The sequence below is a fragment of the Streptomyces sp. NPDC090083 genome (genome assembly GCF_044747445.1).
Taxonomy (GTDB): domain Bacteria; phylum Actinomycetota; class Actinomycetes; order Streptomycetales; family Streptomycetaceae; genus Streptomyces.
Genome location: NZ_JBIVED010000004.1, coordinates 285,220 through 304,009 on the forward strand (window position 1 = coordinate 285,220; position 18,790 = coordinate 304,009).

Annotated in this window: 16 protein-coding genes and 1 pseudogene; 7 read left to right on the forward strand and 10 right to left on the reverse strand. The window is 71.3% G+C overall.

Features of this window, described 5'->3' with window-relative positions; all coding sequences use genetic code 11:
- Positions 1 to 2: 2 nt before the first annotated feature.
- Together ACIPTO_RS16600 and ACIPTO_RS16605 are read left to right on the forward strand one after the other, a co-directional pair.
- Entirely contained in the window at positions 3 to 1,958 is a 1,956-nt protein-coding gene (locus ACIPTO_RS16600) for a RiPP maturation radical SAM C-methyltransferase (protein ID WP_401192512.1), read from the forward strand.
- Positions 1,955 to 2,602 (forward strand): DUF5825 family protein, encoded by a 648-nt coding sequence (locus tag ACIPTO_RS16605; protein WP_401192514.1) that lies wholly within the window; start codon positions 1,955 to 1,957, stop codon positions 2,600 to 2,602. Before ACIPTO_RS16600 ends, ACIPTO_RS16605 begins: the two co-directional genes overlap by 4 nt.
- On the opposite strand, the gene ACIPTO_RS16610 is transcribed toward ACIPTO_RS16605, so the two are convergent.
- The 4 genes from ACIPTO_RS16610 to ACIPTO_RS16625 form a co-directional block, all read right to left on the reverse strand.
- Positions 2,567 to 3,334, reverse strand: a complete 768-nt coding sequence (locus tag ACIPTO_RS16610) for a Stf0 family sulfotransferase (protein ID WP_366318157.1) — start codon at positions 3,332 to 3,334, stop codon at positions 2,567 to 2,569. The genes ACIPTO_RS16605 and ACIPTO_RS16610 overlap by 36 nt on opposite strands.
- Positions 3,335 to 3,432: 98 nt before the next feature.
- On the reverse strand, positions 3,433 to 4,449 hold the full coding sequence (locus tag ACIPTO_RS16615) for a cell wall protein (protein ID WP_401192516.1): 1,017 nt from the start codon (positions 4,447 to 4,449) through the stop codon (positions 3,433 to 3,435).
- Positions 4,446 to 5,411: an ATP-binding cassette domain-containing protein gene (locus ACIPTO_RS16620; RefSeq protein ID WP_401192519.1), complete on the reverse strand. Its 966-nt coding sequence runs from the start codon at positions 5,409 to 5,411 to the stop codon at positions 4,446 to 4,448. The genes ACIPTO_RS16615 and ACIPTO_RS16620 overlap by 4 nt, the downstream gene beginning before the upstream one ends.
- Before the next feature lie 10 nt (positions 5,412 to 5,421).
- A complete protein-coding gene (locus ACIPTO_RS16625) occupies positions 5,422 to 5,817 on the reverse strand; it encodes a GntR family transcriptional regulator (protein WP_366318151.1) in 396 nt (131 codons plus the stop codon).
- A gap of 152 nt (positions 5,818 to 5,969) precedes the next feature.
- Here ACIPTO_RS16625 and ACIPTO_RS16630 point away from each other — a divergent pair, with 152 nt between their 5' ends.
- A complete protein-coding gene (locus ACIPTO_RS16630) occupies positions 5,970 to 7,571 on the forward strand; it encodes an ArnT family glycosyltransferase (protein WP_401192522.1) in 1,602 nt (533 codons plus the stop codon).
- A gap of 12 nt (positions 7,572 to 7,583) precedes the next feature.
- Here ACIPTO_RS16630 and ACIPTO_RS16635 read toward each other — a convergent pair whose 3' ends face one another.
- Positions 7,584 to 8,462, reverse strand: coding sequence for a helix-turn-helix domain-containing protein (locus ACIPTO_RS16635; RefSeq protein ID WP_401192525.1), 879 nt, complete (start codon positions 8,460 to 8,462; stop codon positions 7,584 to 7,586).
- A gap of 102 nt (positions 8,463 to 8,564) precedes the next feature.
- Here ACIPTO_RS16635 and ACIPTO_RS16640 point away from each other — a divergent pair, with 102 nt between their 5' ends.
- Together ACIPTO_RS16640 and ACIPTO_RS16645 are read left to right on the forward strand one after the other, a co-directional pair.
- On the forward strand, positions 8,565 to 9,260 hold the full coding sequence (locus ACIPTO_RS16640; RefSeq protein WP_401192528.1) for an SDR family NAD(P)-dependent oxidoreductase: 696 nt from the start codon (positions 8,565 to 8,567) through the stop codon (positions 9,258 to 9,260).
- 268 nt (positions 9,261 to 9,528) lie between these two features.
- Positions 9,529 to 9,933, forward strand: coding sequence for a type II toxin-antitoxin system PemK/MazF family toxin (locus tag ACIPTO_RS16645; protein ID WP_401192531.1), 405 nt, complete (start codon positions 9,529 to 9,531; stop codon positions 9,931 to 9,933).
- 133 nt (positions 9,934 to 10,066) lie between these two features.
- Here ACIPTO_RS16645 and ACIPTO_RS16650 read toward each other — a convergent pair whose 3' ends face one another.
- Positions 10,067 to 10,189 carry a hypothetical protein gene (locus ACIPTO_RS16650; RefSeq protein WP_401192534.1) on the reverse strand — a complete coding sequence of 41 codons (123 nt, stop codon included), beginning with the start codon at positions 10,187 to 10,189 and terminating at the stop codon, positions 10,067 to 10,069.
- Positions 10,190 to 10,250: 61 nt separating this feature from the next.
- Here ACIPTO_RS16650 and ACIPTO_RS16655 point away from each other — a divergent pair.
- Positions 10,251 to 11,227, forward strand: a pseudogene (locus ACIPTO_RS16655) (sensor histidine kinase); the annotation flags it as partial.
- Here the strand turns inward: ACIPTO_RS16655 and ACIPTO_RS16660 are convergent.
- From ACIPTO_RS16660 to ACIPTO_RS16670, 3 genes are all read right to left on the reverse strand, one after another.
- Entirely contained in the window at positions 11,224 to 12,138 is a 915-nt protein-coding gene (locus ACIPTO_RS16660) for a hypothetical protein (RefSeq protein ID WP_401192537.1), read from the reverse strand. The pseudogene ACIPTO_RS16655 and the gene ACIPTO_RS16660 overlap by 4 nt on opposite strands.
- A 170-nt stretch (positions 12,139 to 12,308) precedes the next feature.
- Positions 12,309 to 14,213 (reverse strand): alkyl/aryl-sulfatase, encoded by a 1,905-nt coding sequence (locus ACIPTO_RS16665; RefSeq protein WP_401192540.1) that lies wholly within the window; start codon positions 14,211 to 14,213, stop codon positions 12,309 to 12,311.
- A 1,042-nt stretch (positions 14,214 to 15,255) separates the two neighbouring features.
- Positions 15,256 to 15,876 carry a TetR/AcrR family transcriptional regulator gene (locus ACIPTO_RS16670; RefSeq protein WP_401192542.1) on the reverse strand — a complete coding sequence of 207 codons (621 nt, stop codon included), beginning with the start codon at positions 15,874 to 15,876 and terminating at the stop codon, positions 15,256 to 15,258.
- 114 nt (positions 15,877 to 15,990) lie between these two features.
- On the opposite strand from ACIPTO_RS16670, the gene ACIPTO_RS16675 reads away from it, so the two are divergent.
- The gene (locus ACIPTO_RS16675; protein ID WP_401192545.1) at positions 15,991 to 16,725 is read left to right on the forward strand and encodes an SDR family NAD(P)-dependent oxidoreductase; all 735 of its coding nucleotides are present in this window, start codon (positions 15,991 to 15,993) and stop codon (positions 16,723 to 16,725) included.
- Positions 16,726 to 17,109: 384 nt separating this feature from the next.
- Here ACIPTO_RS16675 and ACIPTO_RS16680 read toward each other — a convergent pair whose 3' ends face one another.
- Positions 17,110 to 18,411 (reverse strand): class I SAM-dependent methyltransferase, encoded by a 1,302-nt coding sequence (locus ACIPTO_RS16680; protein ID WP_401192548.1) that lies wholly within the window; start codon positions 18,409 to 18,411, stop codon positions 17,110 to 17,112.
- Positions 18,412 to 18,790: the final 379 nt, after the last annotated feature.

Consider the following 18,790-nt stretch of genomic DNA (forward strand, 5'->3'; position numbering starts at 1 on the left):
CCGTGCACATCGTGTTGGTGGACATGCCGTGGTCGTCGCTAGACGCGCCGTCCCTCGCCCTCGGCATCCTCAGACGCCGCATCCTCGACGTCTTCCCCGACGGCGCCGCGGACGTCGAAGTGGTGCACGCCAACCTCGACTTCGCCGACTGGGTGTCCGCCCGTACGGAATACGGCGTCGAGGAGTACGAGTTCTGCTCCACCTCGTACTTCTCCGGACACAGCGAGTGGATCTTCTCCAGCGCGCTCAACGACCAACCCCGCTGGCGGGTGGCCGAGTTCACGGAGCACTTCGGCGAGAAGATGCCGGAGCACATGCTGGCCAAGGCGCGGGAACTGCACGAACTCGCGCCGCTGTTCGTGCGGGAGACCGCCGCCAAGATCGCCGCGACCGCGCCGGACGTGGTCGGCTTCACCACCACGTTCGCGCAGAACGCGGCGGCCCTGGCCGCGGCCCGCGTGGTCAAGGAACTGGCGCCCGCCACCACCACCGTCTTCGGCGGCGCGAACTGCGACGGCCCGCAGGGCGCCGCGCTGCACCGCAACTTCCCGTACGTCGACTTCGTCGTACGCGGCGAGGGCGAGGTCGCGTTCCCCCGGCTCCTCGCCGCGCTCCGCGACGGTGACGCCGACGACCTGGCCGCCATCCCCGGCCTGTGCCGCCGCGACGCGCGAGGCCGGTCCGTGGCCCATCCCATGAACGCCGCGCCGCTGCCCCCGGGTGCACTGGTCACGCCCGACTACGGCGACTACTTCGAGCGGCACGCGCGGTCGACCGCGGGCGGCTGGGTGGAGCCACGGCTGGTGGTGGAGGCCTCGCGCGGCTGCTGGTGGGGCGAGAAGCACCACTGCACCTTCTGCGGACTCAACGGCTCGTTCATGGAGTTCCGCAGCAAGGACCCGCGCCGGTTCGTGGAGGAGATCCTCGGCCTGGTCGAGCGCCACCGCGTGCTCGACGTGTGGGTCACCGACAACATCCTCGACATGGCCTACCTGACCTCGATGGCCCCGCTCCTCCAGGAGTCCGGGTACGACCTGCGGCTGTGCTACGAGATCAAGTCGAACCTGCGGCGGGAGCAGTTGGCGACGCTGTTCGCGGCCGGTGTCAGCTATGTGCAGCCCGGCGTGGAGAGCCTCAGCACCCGGGTGCTGAAGCTGATGGACAAAGGAGTGACCGGCTGCCAGAACGTACGGCTGCTGCGGGACGCGGAGTCCGTCGGCGTCAACCTCAGCTGGAACTACCTCTACGGCTTCCCCGGGGAGACCGAGCAGGACTACGACGGGATCGTCGACCAACTGCCCGCACTGCACCATCTCGGGCCGCCGGCCAACTCCACCCGTCTGAAGGTCGAACGGTTCAGCCCCTACTTCGACCGGCCGGAACTCGGCTTCGGCGACCTGCGTCCCGCCTCGCACTACCAGCACATCTACTGCCTGCCGCAGGACGAACTCGCCGACCTGGTCTACATCTTCGACTCGCCGAACCAGGGCATCGCCGGCACCTGTCTCGACCGGCTGCGCACGGCCGTCGCCGACTGGACACGGGCGTACCCGCGCAGCCGCCTGACCCACTGCGACCTCGGCACGCACATCGTGCTGGTCGACACCCGGCCGGACTTCTCCTGGCGGCTTCTCGACCTCACCGACCCGTTCGAGGTGACGGTGTTCCGGCTGCTCGACACACCGCACAGCCTGCCGGCCCTGCTGCGCAAGACCGCTGCCCGGTGCGCGGAGGCGGAGGGTGTGCCCGGAGAGGTGACGCGGGAGAGAGTCGGCGACCTGCTGGGTCACTGGCTCCGGCTCGGCCTCGTCTTCGCCGAGGGCGGCCAGTACGTGCACGTGGCGCCCGCCGTGGCCAACCAGGACCTGCTGCGCCTGGACGGCGCGGGACTGCACGGCGACGGCACATCGCTGGTCCCCGCCCTGGCGGCCACGGGCGGCGCGGGAGGCAGCCGGTGACCACGGAACTGACGCTGTGGAAGGACCGCGACGCAGCGGCCATGCGCCTGCCGGGCATCTACCACGGCGCCCTCGACCGGCCGCCCGACGACCCGGTGCACGCCGTGGCCCAACTGGCGTCCGAGGGCGTCCAGTTCGTGCGGGTGCCGGAGCCCGTGGATCTCACGGATCCGGACGGCGCGTCCGCGGTCGCGGTCCTCCTCCTGGTCCGGGAGCTCACGGGCCAGGGCATCGCGGTGGACTGGACGCTGCGGACGGCCGACCCGGCCCAGTGGCAGGCGTTGAGTCATCTGTACCCTCCGGCGGCCGTCCTCCGGGGCTCCGCGGGAGAGGCGTGCGACGCGGGCGTGGTCACCGCGTGGCGCGGTTCGTTCCACATCGCGAAGTGCGGTTACCGCCGCGGTCCCGGTTTCCTGGAGATCCGCGACCATCGCTGGGGTTCCCTCCGGCGCCTGGTCGTCAACGCCCCCCGCAGCACGGCGTTCCAGAGGCTGCTGGACGGCGTGCCGGCGGTGCTGTCGGCGTCCACGGAGCGAGCCCTGGAACGTCATCTGCGCGAGAACCTGGTCCATCGCGCCGGGCGTTACGTGTGGTGGACGCCGTACCGGTTACGGCGCTGGCCGCTCAGCACGACGATCCCGTAGGTACCTCTCGACCCAGTGTTCCGTCAGCTCGTCCGCCTGACGTCTGATGCCGGGAGCGGGCAGGGACGCGGGCGCGCCGACGCCGAGGAAGTCCAGGCAGCCGCGCAGTCCTGCCTCGTAGTCGGCGACGAGGTCCTCGTAGACGACGGTGTGCGGGACGACCCGGTGCCGTGCGAAGTAGTCCTCCCAGACCGCCGCGTCACGGTCGAGCATCCGCAGATGCCGGCGGATCTCCTCGTAGCCGTACCGGGGTTCTGCGCGTGTGCGCCCTTCCGGCAGGAAGGTCCCGTCCAGGATCCAGACACCGGTCTGCTCGGCCATCGCGTAGGACACGGCCTGCCGTAACCGGTCCCTGCGCTGGATCCAGATGTACCGGGGTGCTTGGAGGATGTCGTACGGGTCGGCCTCCAGGCCGGCGAGGTGCCCCGCGTGGATCCGCAGCCCGAAGACGCCGTTGGGGCTGGTCCTGCACGTCATCAGGCGCCGCACATAGCCCGCCGCCAGCTCCTGCGGATCGTCGGAGTCGAACCCCCACCGCTCGAAGTAGTCCAGCGCGAAGGCATCGGCGAAGTAGTCCTCGGCGAAGCCGGCCACCCCGGTGTGCCACAGGGCGCGGGCGAGCATGTTGCTGCCGCACCGGGGCGTCGACGCGAGCACGTAGCGGACCGGCGGCAGCCCGGTGAAGTGAGGAAAGTCGAACTCCGGGCCGTTGGTCCGATAGCGCAGCACCATGAAGGCATCTTCGCGCCCGGCACCGGTCGTTGTCAGTCCCCGCACCTCGATGATCCCGTACGTGGACGATCCGGGCCGGGTCCGCGCCCCTCCTGCTGTCAGCGGGTCCTCATACGGCGCACGTGCACGAGACAGAGGGCGACGAGGAGCGCGCTCGCGGTGAGGCAGATCGCGGACTCCAGCCACTGGAGGGTGGCGAACTGGTGCGGCACGAAGTACCGGCTGTACCTGCCATTGATGTGCTGCGCGGCCTCGCATCGCAGGAGCTTCTCCCACACGCCCATCGGGCACGGGGAGTTCGCGGTCAGCGTGCCGTCCACGTGGGTGTAACCGTCGCTGAGATACCAGGAGTTGGCGGGCCGTTCCGGGAATGCCCTGGTGGACGTCCGTGCGAGGGCCGACGTGAGCAGGTGCGGACGCAGCGACTCCAGTCCGGTCTGCAGAGCGAGGACGACCCCGGCCGAGACCGCCACCGCGGGGAGCACACGGCGCAACAGCAGGCCGACGGCGGCACCGACGGCCAAGGCGAGGAGCAGGTGGGCCATCCCGGCGGGTCCGGTGTAGGGCAGGTAGGACCAGTCGCTCTGCGACGTGCTGTCCTGCCAAGCGGTACCGAGGGGACCGGAAGCGGATCGGCCGTGCCGGATGCTGTACCACCACCAGGTGACCGGCGCTGTGATCAGGAGAGCGGCGAGGGCGGTGACGGCACCGGTGACGCACAGCTTGGCGGTGACCCACTGGCCTCGGCCGACGGACTGGGTCCAGGCGAGCCGGTGTGTGCCGTCCTGGAGGGACTGGGCGAACAGAGGGGCACCGAGCAGGGCGCCGACCGCGACGGGAAGGTAGCGCAAGGGGGTGTGGGCCGTCTCCATGACGGTCTTGACGGCGTCGGGTGTACGGCCGCAGACGGTCGCGGAGTCGCTGTAGTCGAGGCCCTGCGGGCAGGTCGCCGCCCACTCCCCTACGGCGGTGACCATCTGGTGGTGCAGCCAGAGGGCGAGGGCCCCGGCGAGGGCGGCCAGGGCGAGCGCCGTCCAGTGGGCGGCTCGGTGCTGCCGCCACGCCAGCCAGACGAGGCCCGCCGACGGGCGGCGGATGCGTGCGCGCGTGATCATCGTGCGGGCCGTTCGTGAGGGTCCGGGGCGCCGGCCGGTTGGGCAGCGGCTATCAGTGGTGGGATGCGCGGGTTGCGCAGGTAGGCGAGGAGCACTTCCTCCAGGGAGGGCGAGGCAACGCTCACGGCTCCCTCGGTGGAGAGGGGGAAGCGGACCAGCGCGGTGAGGACGCGACCGCTGCGACGGGTCTCGATCACCGTGCCCGCATCCGGGAGCGTCGGAGGATCGGCGGAGTCGGGGCAGGTGTACGTGATCAGGCTGTGCGCCGCCTCCACGAACTCCACGTCGTCGGCGACGAGGACGCGTCCGCGGGCCGTCATCAGGACGTAGTCGCAGACGAGGTGCAGGTCGGACAGCGCGTGGGAGGACATCACGATCGTGGTGCCGTGCTCGGCGGCGCGGGTCATGAGCGCCCCGGTGAGGGCGTGGCGGCGTAGCGGGTCGAGGTCGGCCATCGGCTCGTCGAGCAGCAGCAGGTCCGGCTGTTTGCCCAGCACCAGGGCGACGGCGACGCAGGTGCGCTGGCCGGCGGAGAGACGACCGACACGGGCCCTGAGGGGTACGTCGCAGTCCTCGACGAGCGCGCGGGCCGCCGCCTCGTTCCAGTTCGGGTTGAGCTCCCGGCCGACGCGGAGTGTCTCCGCGACGGTGAACCCCTTCTCCAGCGGGCGGTCCTGGAGCAGTGTCCCGACGCGGGGCAGCGCGGCGGGACTGCCGGGGTCGTGGCCGAGCACGCGCAGGGTTCCCGCGTCGGCCGACCGCAGCCCGGCCGCCACGGCGAGCAGCGTGGTCTTGCCCGCGCCGTTGGGTCCTACGAGTGCCGCGACGCTTCCGCGGGGCACGGTGAAGCCCGCGTCGCGCAGTGTCCATCCGTCGCGTCCGCGCAGACCGAGGCCGACGGCTTCGAGCGCGGGCGTCCTGTCGTCGGAGGGTTCGGGGGCCGGGTCGGGAAAGGGGTTCATCACTTCCCCGTCATCGTGAGCCGACAGGGCGGGGGAAGAAGACGTCGAGTTCGGCGGCCAGCAGGGCGGCCACGTCCTCGCGCTCCAGTCCGTCGGCCCGGGCGGTGGCCATCCAGACCCGCAGTCCGTCACGCAGGGGGGAGCCGGCCTGTGTGCCGGGCTGTGCGAGCGACGCCCGCACGAACGTCCCTCGGCCCTGCCGGGTGTCCACCAGGCCTTCCCGCTCCAGTTCGCGATAGGCCTTCAGGACGGTGTTCGGGTTGACCGTCGTCGCGGCCACCACCGCCGACGCGGAGGGCAGCCTGTCGCCCGGCACGAGCTGGCCCAGCCGCAGGGCCTGCTTGGTCTGCTGGACGATCTGCTGATACGGGGCCACGCCGCTGTTCCGTTCGATTCGATACTCCACGACTCCACTATCTCACCACTAGCTGAGTGATGGACCTGCATGGAGACATTAGACGAGAACTCCCCTGCTGGTCTGGTGATTTGACAGATCAATCATCCCCACCCAACACTCACTCCACTAGTTAACTAGTGGACTCGGTGAGGGGATTCATCATGCTGACGGACACGCGACGGCCCGCGCCGAGGGTGGACCTTCCGCGTTCCGTCCGTCCCCGCGCCCGGGTTCCCGGCGGCCCGCGCCGGGTCACCGAGGCGGTCCTGCTCTGCCTCCTCGCCCTTGTGCTGCGGCTGCCGTCCTTCCGCCGCCCGTTCTGGAGTCCGGACGAGGGCTACCTCGCCACGCAGGCGATGATGCTGCGCACCGGCGGCCGGCTGTACCAGAACGTCGTGGACCGCAAGCCGCCCGTGATGCCGTGGCTGTACGAGGCCTGCTTCGCGTTCGCCGGCGACGGCGGGCTGACCGCCGTGCGGATCGCGGCGGTGGCCGCGCTCGGTGCCACCGCGGTCCTCACGGCGAGGACGGCGGACCAGCTGCTGGGCGCGTGGGCGGCACTGCCCGCGGGAGTGCTCACGGTCACCGCCTCGGTGGCACTGCCGGCGCCGGACGCGATGGCCGCCACCTTCGAGATCTTCATGCTGCCCGCGACCGCGGCCGCGCTCTACTGCGGCGTCAAGGACCGTTTCCTGCTCGCGGGAGTGGCCGTGTCGGTCGCGGTGCTGACCAAGCAGGTCGGACTCGCTCCCCTGCTGCCGCTGCTGCCGCTCGCCCTCGAAGGGCCGCGACGGCGAAGGAACACCGTGGCCCTGGCGCTGGGTGCCGTGGCTCCGGTGGCGATCTGCGCGCTGGTGCTCGGCGTCCACCGGTTCACCTTCTGGGTGTTCCTCTCCTCCGGGTCGTACGCTTCGTCACCGCCCGGCGCACAGGTGATCGCGGAACACGCCGCATCGGGCCTCGTGTCCCTGCTGACCACGTTCGCTGCCGTGCTGGTCCTGCTCCCGCTACTGCCGTGGCGCCGACGCACCCACAGCTTGCGGGTGGCGCGTCGAAGGGGCGCCCGGCCTCGTCGCAGCGCGGCGCATTCCCGCCGTACCGACCGGCTGCCGGTGGTGTGGCTGCTCGCCTCGGCCGGCGGAGTGTCGGTGGGCTGGCACTTCTACGGCCACTACTTCCTCCAGCTCGTACCTCCTGCCGCGCTGCTGGCCCTACGCGTCATCGCCGTGTCCTGCGAGCGGCCGTCCGGCGGGCCGGCCGTCCTGCGCCACCTCGTGGAACGTGCCGGGCGCAGAGGCGTGGCGCTGTCCGCGGCGGCGTGCTCGCTGCTGGTGGCCGTCTGCTGGACGACCGCGGCGTGGCAGACCCGGCCGCCGCAGCTGGACAGGACGCTCGCGGTGGCGAACGCGGTACGTAATCACAGCGCACCGGGAGCGTCACTGTTCGTCTGGGGCATGCACCCCGAGACCTACTGGTTGTCCGGCCGGACTCCGGCGAGCCGCTACCTCACCGCGGGTCTGCTGACGAACTTCAGCGGCGGCGCCGACATCCGGCGCGTCGGCCCCGAGTACGCCGTCCCCGGCAGCTGGCCCGTCTTCCGTCGAGAACTGGCGGACACACCGCCGTGCGTCCTGGTGGACGACTCCGCCGACACGCCCTACCCCCTCGCGGACTACCCCGAACTGAGGACACTGCTGGCCGACGGCTACCGGCGCGTCGCCGACATCCAGGGCGCACGCGTGTACCGCCGCAACGACTGCTGAGCGGTCCGGTGGTCACGGTGCCGAGAACAGCCCGGGCCCCGAAGGCGGGGAACCGCCGACGCGAACGCCGCTGGCCACCCGTAGGAACTCCAGCTTCTCGGCGTCGACGGAACCCGCGGCCACCGTGTAGACGACCAGGCGGATGTCGCTGCCCGGGACGGTGAGCACATCGCAGTCGCAGGTCACATCGCCGACCTGCGGGTGAACGACGGTCTTGCGTGCCGAGACGTGCGGACCCACCGCACCCCCGTCCCACAGCCGGGTGAACTCCGCGCTGGTGGTGCGCAGTTCCGTGACGAGGTCGGCGAGTGTCCGGTCGTCGGGGTAGTTGAGGAGAGCCGTGCGCAGATCCGCGACGAGGGCCGTGTTCAGGGCGTGGCCGTCGTGGATGACGGGCCAGGACGAGAGTCCGGTCGGCCCGGCGGCGAAGACCGCCCGCACGAGGTTCCGCTCGGCCGGTGTCCGCGTACTGGGGTCGCCCATGAGCGCCGCCCACGCCGGGGTCCAGGACAGCAGGGTCCAGTCGGCGCTGAACACGCCCACCGGGAATTCCCCGAGGCGAGCCAGCATCCGCTGGACTCCCGCGGGGACGTGTGCGGAGATCCTGCCTTCCTGCGGAGGCAGGAGGCCGGCCAGCCGGTAGGCGTAGTCGCGCTCCAAGGGCTGGAGTTGCAGCGCCCTGGCCAGACTCGCGACGACCTGCGCCGAAGGGTTCGTGGCGCGCCCCTGTTCCAGCCGCACCACGTAGTCGACCGACAGCCCCGCCAGCTCGGCCAGTTCCTCGCGCCGCAACCCCGCCGCACGTCGTCCGGGCCGCGTCGCCCGCCCGACGTCGACGGGAGAAAGCCGGTCGCGCCAGCGGCGCAGTGCCGCGCCAAGGGTCTCGTCCACTCGGCCATTGTCCCCGTCCGACGGCCGTTGTACCTGGTACTGGCCGTCCTACCGTCGCAGGGGGCACTGTCTGTCCTCCCGTCCCGGGCGGAGATTGGAGGCATGACGACAACCTTCATCACAGGAGCCAACAAGTCCCTCGGGTACGAGACCGCCCGCCGTCTGATCGCGGCAGGCCACACCGTGCTGCTGGGTGCCCGCGACCCGGGGCGCGGCCAGGCCGCCGCTGACGCGCTCGGTGCCCGTTTCGTCCAGATCGACGTGACGGACGACGCGTCGGTGGCCGCGGCCGCCGACGACGTCAAGGCGCGCGAGGGCAGCATCGACGTCCTCATCAACAACGCCGGCGTCCTCGGGACGCACAGCCCCGCCGACCAGATCACGGCCGCTGACGCCGGCGACGTGTTCGAGGTCAACGTCGTGGGGATCGTCCGGGTCACACACGCCTTCCTGCCGTTGCTCCGCACATCGGCGAACCCGGTCATCGTCAACGTGTCCAGCGGCATGGGGTCGTTCGCCGCCACCCATGACCCCGAGCGCGTCGAGGCGCGGATCGTCGCGCCGCTCTACACGGCGTCGAAGGCCGCCGTCACCATGCTGACCACGCAGTACGCGAAGGCGTGGCCGGACGTGAAGGTGAACGCGGCCGACCCCGGCTACACCGCGACCGACTTCAACGGACACAGCGGCACACAGACCGTGACCGAGGGAACCGACGCCATCGTCGAACTGGCCACGATTGGAGCGGACGGCCCGACGGGAACCCTCCGCGACCGTCACGGTGACCTCGGCTGGTGATCCACCCCGCCCCGTGAGCGGCCGGCACGAGTGCCGGTCGCGCGGGTTCGGGGGCGGCCACGGCGCCGCACGAGGAGACGCGAGACGGGGCTTGCGAGTCGGCTCATCAGGCCCTCGATCGCCTCCCCGGCGCGCTGGATAGAGTGTGACCTGCGGCCACCGCGTGATCGTCTGTCAGTACCGACTGACGGTCGATGGTGGCCACATCCGTCTCCACCGTGCGTCAGAGGCGCGCAGGTTCGCCTGCCGCACCGTGTCAGGAGGACCTGTGCAACGCGGCGAGGTCTGGTGGGTGGGGGCCGACGAGCGACGGCTGTACGTGCTGCTGTCGGCAGGCGACGCGTCCGGGATCCGGGCGATGCAGGTTGTCGCACCGGCGGGCGTCGACATGAGCGGTCTGGGCGTCGAAGTGCGCGTCGGCGCCGAGGAAGGGCTGCCCATCGAGGGCGTGCTGCGGCTCGCGTTCAGGCATCTGGGCTTTGTTCCCTGCACATGGCTGACCACTGTGTCACGGGACGACCTCATCGAGCGGGCGGCCGTGCTGTCCTCGGCGAAGCTCAGCGAGGTTGACGACGCCCTGCGACTCGCTGAACAACCGCAGGAGCAGACCCCGGCGATGACCGCGAGGCTCAGCGAGATGAGGGACGCCCTCCGCCGTGGTGAACTCGGTTAGAGGGAGAGGGAGTCGACGGTACGTGGTGCTGCTCCTCCCGGTTCAGGTCCGCGGCACGCTCGCCGGGCAGCCGCATGAACGAAGACATCCTCGGGCCGCGGCATGAGTGCGGCTTCCTCGCCGAAGGCGCGCGCTACGCCGTGGTCAGTGCCTCCGTCGGCGTCAGCCGGGCCGCCCAGACCGACGGGTAGACGCCGGCCACCACGCCGACCAGGACCGCTCCGCCGAATCCGCCCGCCACGGCGAGCGGGGGCACGACGGGAGGCCAGCCCTGCCGCAGGGCGTAGCCGAGCGTCGCTCGACCGGCTGGGCGCGCTGGCCAGCGGCTGTCCCCGGCCAACACCGCCCGGATCACCGGGGTCGCGGGTCTGGTCGTGCTGCTGACCGTGTCGGTGACGGTACTGGTCGGCAGCCGCCTGGTACGACCGCGCCGGGCGCTGACCGAGGCCGCGCTGCGCCCCGGCGACGGCCGGGTACGGGTCCCCGTCACGACCCGGGACGAGATCGGCCACCTGGCCACCGTGCTCAACGAACTGTCGGAACGCCGGGCCCTCATGGAGGAACAGCGCAAGGCCATGGTCAGCGATGTCGCCCACGAGCTGCGCACCCCGCTGAGCAACATCCGGATCTGGCTGGAGGCCGCGGAGGACGGCCTCGCCGTGTCCGACCAGGCGTTCGTCTCCTCCCTCCTCGACGAGGCACTGCTGCTCCAGCACAGCATCGACGACCTCCAGGACCTCGCCGCCGCCGATGCCGGGGCGCTCCGCCCGCATCGCGAACCGGTCCAGGTGCGCGACCTCCTCGACCAGGTCACGGACGCCCACCAGGCCCGTGCGGACGTGGCGGGACTCCGGCTGGACGTCCACGCGGAGGGAGACCCGGCACTCAGCGCCGATCCGGTACGGCTGCGGCAGGCCGTCGGCAACCTGGTGTCCAACGCCATCCGGCACACCTCGACCGGGTCACGCTGCGCGCCGCGCGGACCGGGAGCCAGGTCGTCATCGAGGTCGCCGACACCGGCAGCGGCATCGCGCCGGAGCATCTGCCGCTGGACTTCGACCGCTTCTGGCGAGCCGAGAAATCGCGCAGCCGGCAGACAGGAGGCGGCGGCCTGGGGCTGGCCATCGTGCGCCAACTCGTCGCGGCGCACGGCGGCACGACAGACGTGCGCAGCTCCCCCGGCGCGGGATCGGTCTTCGTCCTCCGACTGCCCATAGCTCTCACGATGGCCGGTGACGGACCCGGGGAGGCCGGAGTGTCGGCCGACCGGTCGGGGACGGGACGCCAGGCCTAGGTCCAGCTGGGCGTAGGCCCGTTGGGCAGGCCGTACGGGACCGGTCGTCCGGTGCGGGCGTCCAGGAGGATGCGGTGGGCGAGCGGCTGCCTCAGCTTCAACGTCACGTTCTGTTCGATCAGTTGGGCGGTGCAGGGGCCGCTTCGCTCCCGCGCCACGGAGGCGTACAGCACGATGCTCTCGTCCGTCTCCAGCGCTCTTACGACGGGGCCGTCGTCGCAGGCCCCGTGTGTCGCCCCCACTGTGATGGAGCGGCCGTCCACCGCCGTCCCGGCCAGCCGGGTGACACTCCTGATGCCGTCGGCGAACCCTTCTGGAGTCGGTTCGATCGGCGGCTCGGGAAGCGGTGACGGGGTGACGGCGACGCGCTTGAGCGGGGCGTCGTAGCCCTCGATGGTGAACAGCCAGGCGGGAACGGTTGCCGGTCCTCGGCTCGTGGTGAGCGTTGTCTCGCCGAGCTTCGCTGCCGTCACGGTGAGCCTGGGTCGCTCGGCGTTGTGGGTGCGGGCGAACGACTGGTACGCCTTGGTCGCCTCCATCAGTGGACGGTTCAGGCTCCCTCCGTCGCGCCACTTCACTGTCCCCTGTGTGATCGCAGTGGTCGGCAGGCTGTCGCTCAGGAAGATGTTCCCGGTCTTGTAGGCCCGCTCGTCCGCTGTGGTGTGCCAGCCGGAATCGACAGGCTGTATCGCGTCGGCCATCGGGTAGTAGCCCTGGTTCCAGGCAGCGGCGGCCTCGGACTCCCGCCAGGCGTCGGCCACTTCACGGGCGCGCTTCTCCTGCGCCGGCGCCGGCTGACCGCTCGCGCGCCCGCCGTCCGTGCTCCGGCCACCGCCGCAACCGGCGAGGAGACAGACGGCCAGGAGGGGCGTGAGGAGTCGGCCGACGACGCGGTTGGCCTGCGTGTTCATGGAGTCCCCCTGGGTGTTGCCGACGACGGATTTCCTGACTGTCCGTACTACGACGCGGGAGGGGGATCCCACGTTCGCCCCTACGAAGGCCTCGGCCGGCCTGGATCCATCGAGGCGTTCGTCGACCCGGTCGCCCTACGCGAGGGCCGCAAGGTGGGCCGTGCTGGAGGTCACGGCGTGACGATGGTGAAGTCCGGGTCCGGTGTGCCGAGATGGCCCAGGAGTTCGGTCAGTTTCGCGAGGTCTCCCGAGATCTCGACGTCGTCGCGGGCGGTCAGATCCGTCGGCGGGACGGCACCGAGCAGGACGGCGCGCAGGTCGGCCTCGGTGAGGGTGATCTCGACGTCCGGGTCGGCGTCGGCGGCCGGCCCCGTGCCGGTGACGGAGGTGAGGACGCCGTTGCGCAGCCGCATGGTCACGGGGTCGCCGGTGGTGATGTTCCAGCGCACCGCGATGTCGGCGCCCCAACTGCCCGGCCCGTCCACCCGGATGGCGAGGGCGTCGAAGAGCTGCTCCAGGGTGAGGGCCGCCAGCAGGTCCGGTGCGGCGGTGACGGTGGGCGTGCCGACCGGGCCGTGGCGCAGTTCGTGGGCGCCCATCAGGTAGAAGTTGCGCCAGGTGCCGTTCTCGCTGCCGTAGCCGAGCTGTTCGAGGGCGTCGGCCTGGAGGCCGCGGGCCTCGGCGTTGTCCGGATCGGCGAACACGACGTGGTTGACGACCTGGACGACCCAGCGGAAGTCGCCGTCGGCGTACGACTGCCGGGCCCGGCGCAGCACTTCCTCCGCACCGCCCATGAACTCGACGTACCGCTGCGCGGCCTCGGCGGGCGGATGCTCCCACAGGTGGGCCGGGTTGCCGTCGAACCAGCCCATGTAGCGCTGGTAGACGGCCTTGGTGTTGTGGCTGACCGAGCCGTAGTAGCCGTGGGTGTGCCAGGCCCGTTCCAGGGTGGGCGGCAGTTCCATCAGCTCGGCGATCTCCGAGCCGGTGAGGCCCTGGTTGAGCATGCGCAGGGTCTGGTCGTGGAGGTAGGCGTAGACGTCCCGCTGCTGGGAGAGGAACTCCACCATCCGTTCACGGCCCCAGACCGGCCAGTGGTGGGAGGCGAAGGCCACGTCCGAGGACGCGGTGAACAGGTCGATGGCCTCGGTGAGATAGCGGGCCCACACCCGCGGGTCGCGGACCTGCGCTCCGCGGAGCGTCAGCAGGTTGTGCAGGTTGTGGGTGGCGTTCTCCGCCATGCACAGGGCCGCGTGGTCGGGGAAGTGGATGTTCAGTTCGGCCGGGGCCTCGGTGCCCGGGGTGAGCTGGAAGACCATGCGGATGCCGTCGACGGTCTCGGTCTGCCCGGTGCGGGTGATGTACGTGGTCGGCGGGATCAGGCCGACCGTGCCGGTGGAGGTCGTCTGTCCCAGGCCCGCGCCGATCTGTCCGCGCTCTCCCTTGGGCAGGGCGGCGCCGTACATGTAGGCGGCCCGGCGGCCCATCGCCGTACCGGCGTAGACGTTCTCGCTGACCGCGTGCTCCAGGAAGCCCTGCGGGGCGAGGACCAGGACTCCGCCCGCCACATCCGCGTCGGTGACGACCCCGCGCACCCCGCCGAAGTGGTCGACGTGGCTGTGCGTGTACAGCACGGCGCTGACCGGCCGGTCGCCGCGGTGGCCGCGGTACAGGGCCAGCCCGGCGGCGGCGGTCTCGGAGCTGATCAGCGGGTCGATGACGAGAACCCCGCGGTCGCCCTCCACGATCGTCATGTTGGACAGGTCGAACCCGCGCACCTGGTAGACGCCCTCGGTGACCTGGAACAGGCCGTGGTCCGAGCAGAGCCGGCTCTGCCTCCACAGGCTCGGGTTGGCCGTGGCCGGGCACTCGCCGTCGAGGAACCCGTAGGCGCCAAGGTCCCACACCGCGCGTCCGTCGGCGTCCTTGACGACGCTGTCCGCAGCCGTGCCGAGGAAGCCGCGCCGGGCGTCCTCCAGGTCCTGGGTGTCGTCGAACGCGAAACGGCTCAGCAGTGCCTCGTTGCCGCGCACGACGGACGGCTCGGCGGGCTTGGCCTCGGTCCCCTGGGGCATCGGGCGTTCTCCCTCGCTGACGACGGTCCGAAGGCCGCCACCACGCTGAACACGGCCAGTGCCACCCTCACCCGACGCCCCCGCACGCACGAGCGGGTCCACTCCGTAGGGGTGAACCCGGAGACAGTCCATCGAGCGCCCTCCCTCAGCCCCGTTGGCCGTCAGGCAGCGGGGCCGCCTTCGCTCTCCTACGACGCGTTCGGCTGCGCGGCCACCCGGCCCACCGCGCGGGCTTTCCTCGCCCACGCGCCCTGTTCGCCCTGGCCGGCCCCTCGGGCCAGCGGCTCCGACAGGCTCTGAACGCCTTCGCGGTGAGGGGCCGGCATCCGAGGAGAGGGCGCGGGGACCGTGAGACCGCGCGGACACCGGTCGGACCCGAGTCCCTGACGCTCGGCTGTCGCGGGACCGGGTCGGCACCGCTCGGTTGACGGTGCTATCTGGCAGTGGCGCGGAGCCTCGCGACGGCTTGCCGTAGCCCGTCGAAGGCCCGTTCCTCCTCCCGGGGCCCCACTTGCGGAGCGCCGATGATGCTGTCGCGCACCACGCGGATTCGGGCATAGGCGTCGAAGCGCGTCAGCACTTCCTGGACCGCACGCTCATGCGGTGAGGACGGAGGCGGAGCGGACGGGACGTTCGAAGACGGCATCGCGAGGTTCTCGTCTCATTGCGGAACTACGGGCAGGAAGGAGGAAGCAGGGGCGTGTCCTCGCGGTGCCGCATGGTCGGCTCGGCCGCAACACGCGGGCCGCGGTGACGCATGGGCGATGCGGGTGACCTCGTCATGGGCTGCCCCCGTGACGTCGGGGCTCGGGCGCAGGCCCGCAGGAAGGCTCCCTCAGGACGCGCAGGGTCCTGCCGGAGGACGGCTCCCGCCGGACCCGTGGCCCGTCCGGGCCGGAGGCGGGGCGGAGATCTGACCTGCATGGGAAGCCTTCCGGGCGCGACGAACCTGTCGCCGACCAGACTTCCCGGCACACCGAACGCCCCGGAACGCGGGACGAAGTGTCCTCACACTATGCGCAACCACGGTCGGCCGTCACGGTCACTTCCTGCTGGCTTCGATGTGGTCGAGCATCGCGTCGAGCGCCACCTCCAGCGGTCGGACCTGGCGCTGCAACTGGGTGAGCAGCAGGCCGCCCTGAAGCGCGGCGAGTGTCGCGAGGGCGAGGTCGTCGGGGTCCGCGTCGAGTTCACCGCGGTCGTGCATCGCCTGGAGACCCTCACGGATCGCCGACTCCCAGCGCAGAAAGCCACTGGCAGCGGCGAGACGGGCCTCGGGGTTGGTCTCCGCGACCTCGCTGCCGAGGGAGCCGATCGGGCAGCCGCCCCGGCACTGCAGCCGCAGCTGGTATTCCACCAGCGCGTCCCGCCACCGCCGTAGGCCGACCATGGTGTCGAGGCGGGCGAAGAGCGGTTTCTGCATGTCCAGCACCGCCTCGGTCTGGAACTCGATCACGGCGAGCAGCAGTTCCTGCTTGTCGGCGAAGTAGTGGTAGATCTGCGAACCGCTCACCCCGGCCGCCGCCCGCACGTCCTCAAGCGTCGCCTCGGTCACGCCCCGCTCGTACATGAGCTGTGCGGCGGCGGCCACGATGCGGCCCCGGGTCTCCTGCCCCTTGCGGGTCAGCTTCTTCTCGGCGGACCGTCGCGTCTCGGTGCTCATGGTGCACGACACTAGCAGATTCTGGATTGGACAACCCATTTTTCGCGGACAATTGTGGGTCAGGCAACCCAGTCAGGCCGCGTTCGGCGGCCGGGAACCCTGGAAGGACCCAGCATGGAACTCTCGAACAAGGTCGCCCTCGTCACCGGCTCCACCGGCGGTATCGGGGCCGAGACGGCCCGCCTGATGGCAGCGGCCGGTGCCGAGGTGATCGTCTCCGGCCGCAACGCCGAGCGCGGGGCGGCGACCGTGGCATCGATCAAGGAAACCGGCGGCAGGGCGCGCTTCATCGCCGCCGATCTCACCGACCCGGCCGCTCTGCGCCGCCTCGCCGAAGAGGCCGGACCCGTCGACATCCTGGTCAACAACGCGGCGATCTTCCCGGGAGCGCCGACCGTGGACCAGGACCCCGGCACGCTCGACGAGACCCTCGCCGCCAACATCCGCGCCCCGTACCTCCTCACCGCGTCCCTGGTCCCCGCCATGATCGCCAGGGGCTCCGGCAGCATCGTCAACGTCAGCACCATGGCGGCCCGGATCGGCCTCCCCGGACTGTCCGTCTACAGCGCTTCCAAGGCCGCGCTGGAGTCGCTGACGCGCACCTGGGCGGCCGAGTTCAGTCCGGCCGGCGTGCGCGTGAACACCGTCGCGCCAGGTCCTACGCGGACCGACATGGTCCTCTCCAACATGGGAGAGGAGAACGCCGAGCAGTTCGCGAAGACCACCGTGCTCGGCCGGCTCGCGTCGCCGCGCGAGATCGCCGAGGTGATCCTCTTCCTCGCGTCGGACCGCGCGAGCTACCTCACCGGCGCCACCCTCGCGGCCGACGCGGGACGCACCGCCGTCTAGAGCGGCCGCGTCGGGGGTGCGGCTGTCTAGAGAGCGGTAGCCGGGGGTGCGGCTGCCGCGTGCCTTCCGCGCACTGGCGGCCCGGCCGGACCGGCGGTCACGGTCACCGAGCGATCCGCCGGACCGGCAGTCCATTTCCCGCTCGGAGCACCCGTTTACCGCGGGCCGGGACGCCGGTGACGCGATGCCGCCGACGCGGTCGTCTCCATCATCGGCACCGGCCTGATGCCCACCAGCTGACGGGCCACCAGCTCCTGTGACGGGGAGACGGTGAGGGGCGGGGCGCACTCCCCGCCCCTCACCGCTGCACCGGCACACCAGCGGTCCCGCCGCCTGCTCCACCTACCCCGCCCTGCCCTGCCGGAGCGACTCGCCTCCGGTCCGTCACACGTACCAGTCGCGGGGCGTCGCAGCCATGCCCGCGTTCCCGCCGAGTGTCGGACGTACGCTCAGGATCTGGTCGACTCCCATGCGGTACTCCTCGAACGCCAGGGCGCCGCCGACCAGATACAGCCGCCACACCCGGGCCGTCTCCTCGCCCACGAGCCGCACGAAGTCGTCCCACCGCTCCTCAAGCGTGCGGTGCCAGGCGGCGACAGTCCGTACGTAGTGTTCGCGCAGCGACTCCACCGAGCGCACCTCAAGACCGGCCGCCTCCAGCAGGGCGACCGTCTCGCCGAGCGGGCGCATGTGCATGTCGGGTGCGATGTACGCCTCGATGAACGCGCCGCCGCCGGGTGCCTTCGCCCCGCGGGACATCTGCTGCACCAGGACACGTCCCTGCGGCCTGACCAGCCGGTGCAGGGCGGCGGTGAACGCCGGATACTCCGCGTCCCCGACGTGCTCGCCCATCTCGATGCTGGAGACGGCGTCGTAGCCGCCGCCCGTGATGTCGCGGTAGTCCTGGCACACCACCTCGACCAGGTTCTCCAAACCCCGCTCGGCGACCTGTTCGCGGACGTGGGCCGCCTGCTCCTTGGCCAGGGTGACGGCGGTGACCCGCACCTTGTGCTCGGCCGCCGCGTACAGAGTGAGCGAGCCCCAGCCGCAGCCGATGTCCAGCAGCCGGGAACCGGGCCGCAGAGCGAGCTTGCGGCAGACCAGTTCCAGCTTGGCGCGCTGGGCGTCGGCCGGGGTGAAGTCCGCCTCGTCGCTGGTCCAGTACCCGCACGAGTACGCCATGGTCTCGTCCAGGAGGAGGCGGTAGAAGTCGTTGGACAGGTCGTAGTGGTGGCTGATGGCGGCCCTGTCCCGGCTCCTGCTGTGCAGGCCGCCGCGCAGTCGTGCCTGTGAGGCGGGCGCGGGCGGGCGCGGTCCTGCGGCGCCGAGGAGCACAGCGGTCCCGGTGGCGCGCGCCACATCCTGGAGTCCGAACCGGGGTGAGTCCAGACGGCGTTCCCGCGCCGCCGCCCACATGATCCGCAGTCCCTGCGCGAGGTCTCCGTCGACATCGATCTCCCCGGTGACGTACGCCTGGGCCAGACCCAGTTCGCCGGGCTGCCACAGCAGGCGCCGTAGCGCGCGCCGGGACCGGATCACGACGACGGGTCCATCGGCCGGGCCTGTCTCGCTGCCGTCCCAGGCCCGCAACCGCAGCGGGAGGGGGCCGCCGAGCGCGGTCTCGGCGAGCGCGGCGAGCCGGTGGGCGACACCGGACCGCGCGCGGGTCGTCTGGGGGGTGTTCATCGTGCGGGGTTCTCCTTGGTGGTCAGGTATTGCTGTACGTCGAGATGTCCGGCGCGAAGTCCGCGCATCCGGAGCACGGTCCGAAAATCCCGCCAATCCCGGGAGTCCGGAGATCTGGGAGTCCGGGGATTCTGAGCTTCGGAGATTCGGGGATCCGCGGATTCGGCAATCCGGCTTGGAAGCGGGCGAGTTGACCGGATTCGCGGTGCCGGCCGCGACCGCGTGGATCCACCGCCCGAGGCGTCGGCGAGACAGACGGCGACTTCGCACCACTCCTCTCGGCGCCCCTGGCGCGCGTGACATCGCTTGCCTCCAAACCCGCGGCGGACCCTCGTCTCGTCCGTAATCCGAAGCCGCCACGGGAACGGATTGGTCAGGA

Excerpts from the sequence above, each read along its gene's own strand:
- ACIPTO_RS16610 (WP_366318157.1), bottom strand. The coding sequence starts at position 3,334 with ATGGTGCTGCGCTATCGGACCAACGGCCCGGAGTTCGACTTTCCTCAC.
- ACIPTO_RS16615 (WP_401192516.1), bottom strand. The coding sequence starts at position 4,449 with ATGATCACGCGCGCACGCATCCGCCGCCCGTCGGCGGGCCTCGTCTGG.
- ACIPTO_RS16620 (WP_401192519.1), bottom strand. The coding sequence starts at position 5,411 with ATGAACCCCTTTCCCGACCCGGCCCCCGAACCCTCCGACGACAGGACG.
- ACIPTO_RS16630 (WP_401192522.1), top strand. The coding sequence starts at position 5,970 with ATGCTGACGGACACGCGACGGCCCGCGCCGAGGGTGGACCTTCCGCGT.
- ACIPTO_RS16640 (WP_401192528.1), top strand. The coding sequence starts at position 8,565 with ATGACGACAACCTTCATCACAGGAGCCAACAAGTCCCTCGGGTACGAG.
- ACIPTO_RS16660 (WP_401192537.1), bottom strand. The coding sequence starts at position 12,138 with ATGAACACGCAGGCCAACCGCGTCGTCGGCCGACTCCTCACGCCCCTC.
- ACIPTO_RS16665 (WP_401192540.1), bottom strand. The coding sequence starts at position 14,213 with ATGCCCCAGGGGACCGAGGCCAAGCCCGCCGAGCCGTCCGTCGTGCGC.
- ACIPTO_RS16670 (WP_401192542.1), bottom strand. The coding sequence starts at position 15,876 with ATGAGCACCGAGACGCGACGGTCCGCCGAGAAGAAGCTGACCCGCAAG.
- ACIPTO_RS16675 (WP_401192545.1), top strand. The coding sequence starts at position 15,991 with ATGGAACTCTCGAACAAGGTCGCCCTCGTCACCGGCTCCACCGGCGGT.
- ACIPTO_RS16680 (WP_401192548.1), bottom strand. The coding sequence starts at position 18,411 with ATGAACACCCCCCAGACGACCCGCGCGCGGTCCGGTGTCGCCCACCGG.